Here is a 225-nt window from a genome sequence, read left to right on the forward strand (position 1 = left end):
ATGAAGGTGTTCCAAACCGATGTCTCCTTCCCCGAAGCACCCGACGGCTGGCTGGTACTCAGCATGGAACACAGCGGCAGCCGCGATACCGCCTACAGCCATACCTTTACCGCCATCCCCGCCCAACTCGCCTACCGTCCCGAACGCACCACCCCGCGTCCGCATATCGACGGTACCTTACCGGCACGGGTAACCGCTACGGAGAACTGCACCTACGCCTATATC

The 225-nt window shown here is 61.3% G+C and carries 1 protein-coding gene; it reads left to right on the forward strand.

Features of this window, described 5'->3' with window-relative positions; genetic code table 11:
* A partial coding sequence (locus HMPREF2700_RS11855; RefSeq protein WP_168162748.1) for a hypothetical protein occupies positions 1-225 on the forward strand: 225 nt, incomplete at both ends.

Origin of the sequence: Neisseria sp. HMSC068C04 (genome assembly GCF_001810105.1) — a bacterium.
GTDB classification, from domain to species: Bacteria; Pseudomonadota; Gammaproteobacteria; order Burkholderiales; family Neisseriaceae; genus Neisseria; species Neisseria flavescens_B.